This is a genomic window from Achromobacter sp., from assembly GCF_050285585.1.
Classification (GTDB): Bacteria; Pseudomonadota; Gammaproteobacteria; order Burkholderiales; family Burkholderiaceae_B; genus Achromobacter.
Genome location: NZ_JBLZXF010000092.1, coordinates 1 through 3,601 on the forward strand (window position 1 = coordinate 1; position 3,601 = coordinate 3,601).

The following is a 3,601-nucleotide window of genomic DNA, read 5'->3' on the forward strand; positions in this document are numbered from 1 at the left end:
ATCGAACCGCTGACCTCTTGCATGCCATGCAAGCGCTCTCCCAGCTGAGCTATACCCCCGTTCTTCTAATCAACTCCGTTCAGCGTCTGGCGAATTTTCCATCGAATCGGCACGTTTTACGGTGCGTTTTCACTGGATTTTCGTCTTTCGTTGCCGGTTTTGTTTAGTGCCGTTGGCGAAGAAACGAGATTATGCACGAACTGAATTGGGTGTGCAAGTCGCTTTGTGGCAAAAAATAAAAAAGTTGCGAAAAAACGGGGGCGGGAAGGCGCTTGCGGCCGGAGATTGCGCGTTTTTTGCGCAGGGGGAAGCGCTTCCGTTCGGTCGGAGCCCAGACAAATCAAGGACTTGCTGGAATGCTATTGTGATCGGAAATTTTTTTGCGGCCCGACCGGTTTTTGCGCGGCGTTGCAGCCTGCCGGCCGCGGTACACGATGCGGATATCAAGATATGGACGTAGCGCGATGAGCAGCAAAACCTCTTTTCCCACGCGCCCGCTGGGCCGCACCGCAATGGCGATCACCCGTATCGGCCTGGGGGCCTGGGCGATCGGGGGCAACGGCTGGGCAGTGGGCTGGGGGCCGCAGGACGACGCGGATTCCATCGGAGCCATCCGCCGGGCGGTGGAGCGGGGCATCAACTGGATCGACACCGCGGCCGTCTACGGCCTGGGGCATTCCGAGGAGATCGTGCGCCGGGCGCTGGCGCAGATGCCGGCGGCCGAGCGTCCCTACGTCTTCACCAAGTGCGGCCTGACCTGGTCCGCCGATCAGCCCCGGGCCATGCCGCGGCGCACGGGCGCGCCGGCCAGCATCCGGCGGGAAATCGAGGATTCGTTGCGGCGCCTGGGCGTGGAGCGCATCGATCTGTACCAGATGCATTGGCCGGCGGGCGACGGCACGCCGCTGGAGGCGTACTGGCAGGAACTGCTGGACCTGAAGCGCGAAGGCAAGGTGAGGGCGGTGGGCTTGTCCAACCACAATCTCGCGCAAATCCAGGACGCCGAAGCCCTGGGCCACGTCGACACGCTGCAACCGCCGTTTTCCGCCATACAGCGCGCGGCCGGCGCGGACCTCATTCCCTGGTGCGCCCGCAACGGCACCGGCGTCATCGTTTACAGCCCGATGCAGTCCGGCCTGCTGACCGGCCGCTTCAGCGTGGACCGCGCCCGCTCCTTGCCCGAGGACGATTGGCGCGCGCGCAACGCGGAGTTCGCGTCGCCCAATATCGAACGCAATCTGGCGCTGGCCGAGGCTCTCAAGCCGGTTGCGGAACGCCACGGCACGACGGTGGCGGCCGTGGCGGCGGGCTGGACGCTGGCCTGGCCCGGCGTGACGGGCGCCATCGTGGGCGCGCGCAGCGCCGCCCAGGTGGACGGGTTGCTCGGCGCCGCGGAGCTGGAACTGGACAGCGAGGATATGGATGCCATTGCCGAGGCGATCGACCGGACGGGCGCGGGAACGGGGCCCGCGCGGCCGGTCGAGGACGGCGGCGCGCTGCCGGCCAATCTGTTCGCCTGAGGCGCGTCAGCCGCGGCGCGCCTTGCGGCCGCTGCCGACGGCCGCGATCAGGGCCAGCCCGACCAGGGCCAGCGCCGTCTTGTCGCCGAAGCGAGCGTAGGGAGTCAGGCCCGTCATTCCCTGCACCGACACCGGCAGCACGCCGGCTTGCAGCGGCGCGAGTTGCGCCGCCACGCGGCCCTTGGCGTCGATGGCGGCGGTAATGCCGGTGTTGGTCGAGGTCAGCATGGGGCGGGCGGTCTCGATCGTGCGCAGGCGGCCGATCTGCAGGTGCTGGCGCAGCGCCCAGGTGTCTCCGAACCAGCCGAGGTTGCTGACGTTCACGAGGATCGTCGCGCCCGGCTCGCCATTGGGGCCGGGCTGCAGCGCGGGCAGCAGGTCCGGGCCGAACAGGTCTTCATAGCAGATGTTGAACGCGATGTGCTGCCCGCGCACGGCAAACGGCGTCTGGCGCCGCGCGCCGCGGTCGAAGTCGCCAAGCGGGATGTTCAGCATGTCGACGAACCAATGGAAGCCCGGCGGCACGTATTCGCCCCAAGGCACCAGGTGGCGCTTGTCGTAGCGCATGGCGGTGCTGCCCTGAATGAGCTGTTCGAGCGGCGTGTCGCCGTCGAAACCCATGACGCTGTTGGTGTAGCGGTCGCGGCCGTTTACGCGGTCGTGCAGCGGCACGCCCATCGCGATGACGGTATTGCGCTTGGCGGCCACGTTGCGCCAGGTATCCCAGACGCGCGGATCGAGCTGGTCCTGGAAGATGGGCAGCACGGTTTCCGGCAGGATGACCAGTTGCGGCGCGGGCACGCCGGGCGCGGCCGGCATGGCCGTCAGGTCCAGGTGCCGGATCAGGCTTTGCTCCAGCAGGGCGGGGTCGAATTTCTGCGATTGCTCGATATTGCCCTGGACCAGCCTGACGTTCAGCGGATCGCCGGCCGGCGCGGACCAGTCGATGCGCGACAGCGGCCAGCCGGCCGCTGCCAGCGCCAGCGCAATTCCCGCCGCCAGCGCGCGGCGCGAGCCGGGCCCGGTTTTTTTCGAGGGCTGCCACAGGCTGGCGAGCGCGGCGGCGACGAAGGCCGACAGGAATGCCATGCCATGCACGCCCAGCAGCGGCGCCCAGCCCGCGATCGGGCCGTCAACCTGCGCATAGCCGATGTTGAGCCACGGAAAGCCGGTCAGCAGGACGGCGCGCAGCCACTCGAATGCCGCCCACATCGCGGCCCAGGCCAGGGTGCCGGACAGGACGCGGGCAGGGCTCGAATCCGGCGACAGCGGCGCGTAGCGGCGCGCCAGCGCGCTCGCCGTGGCGGGGAACAGCGCCAGGAACGCGGACAGGGCTAGCACCGCGGCCACCGACAGCGGCGCGGACAGATCGCCGTAGCGGTGCAGGCTGATGAAGATCCAGTACAGGCCGAGCGCGTAGGTGGCGAAGCCGAACAGCCAGCCGCGCGCCCATGCCTGCCTGGCCGAGGGCGCGTACAGGGTCGTCCGGGCGGCGATGGCCAGCATCAGGACCTGGGTTGCCGCCAGCGCCCAGCCGGGCAAGGGACCGGGCGAGAAAGTCAGGGCGTGCGCGGCGCCCGCCAGCACCAGGCCGGCCGCGCCGCGCAAGGTACGGCTGCGCGGGGTGCTCGTCATTCTTCGGAGGGAGGCAGGGAGGCTTGGGACGGGGCGTTGCGCCTGACGCGCAGCCAGATGGCGCGGCGCGCGTCGCCGCGGGCCACTTCGAGGCGCAGGCCGTCGAATTCGGCGGTATCGCCGCGGCGCGGAATGCGTCCCAGCTGGCCGCCCATCCAGCCCCCGACGCTATCGTATTCGTCGTCGGGCAGCTGGCAGCCGAAGACGTCGTTGAAGTGCGAGATATCGGTGGCCGCCAGGACGCGCCACTGGTTCTCGCCTTCGGGGAAGATCGAGTCTTCCTCGGTTTCGTCGAATTCGTCTTCGATGTCGCCGACGATCTGTTCCAGCACGTCTTCCATCGTGACCAGGCCGGAAATGCCGCCGTGCTCGTCGATGACGATGGCCTGGTGGTTGCGGCTGGCGCGGAACTCGTGCAGCAGCACGTTCAGGCGCTTGGATTCGGG

At 68.4% G+C, this 3,601-nt stretch carries 3 protein-coding genes; 1 reads left to right on the forward strand and 2 read right to left on the reverse strand.

The genetic code is table 11. The features are described 5' to 3' along the window. The first annotated feature begins 464 nt into the window (after positions 1-464). On the forward strand, positions 465-1,520 hold the full coding sequence (locus ACN6PJ_RS31295; protein ID WP_427999506.1) for an aldo/keto reductase: 1,056 nt from the start codon (positions 465-467) through the stop codon (positions 1,518-1,520). A 6-nt stretch (positions 1,521-1,526) separates the two neighbouring features. Here the strand turns inward: ACN6PJ_RS31295 and lnt are convergent, their stop codons facing one another. Together lnt and ACN6PJ_RS31305 are read right to left on the reverse strand one after the other, a co-directional pair. Next, positions 1,527-3,155 (reverse strand): apolipoprotein N-acyltransferase, encoded by a 1,629-nt coding sequence (gene lnt / locus ACN6PJ_RS31300; protein ID WP_427999507.1) that lies wholly within the window; start codon positions 3,153-3,155, stop codon positions 1,527-1,529. Continuing rightward, the coding region (locus ACN6PJ_RS31305; protein WP_427999508.1) for a transporter associated domain-containing protein at positions 3,152-3,601 on the reverse strand (450 nt) is incomplete at its 5' end. The genes lnt and ACN6PJ_RS31305, both read right to left, overlap by 4 nt.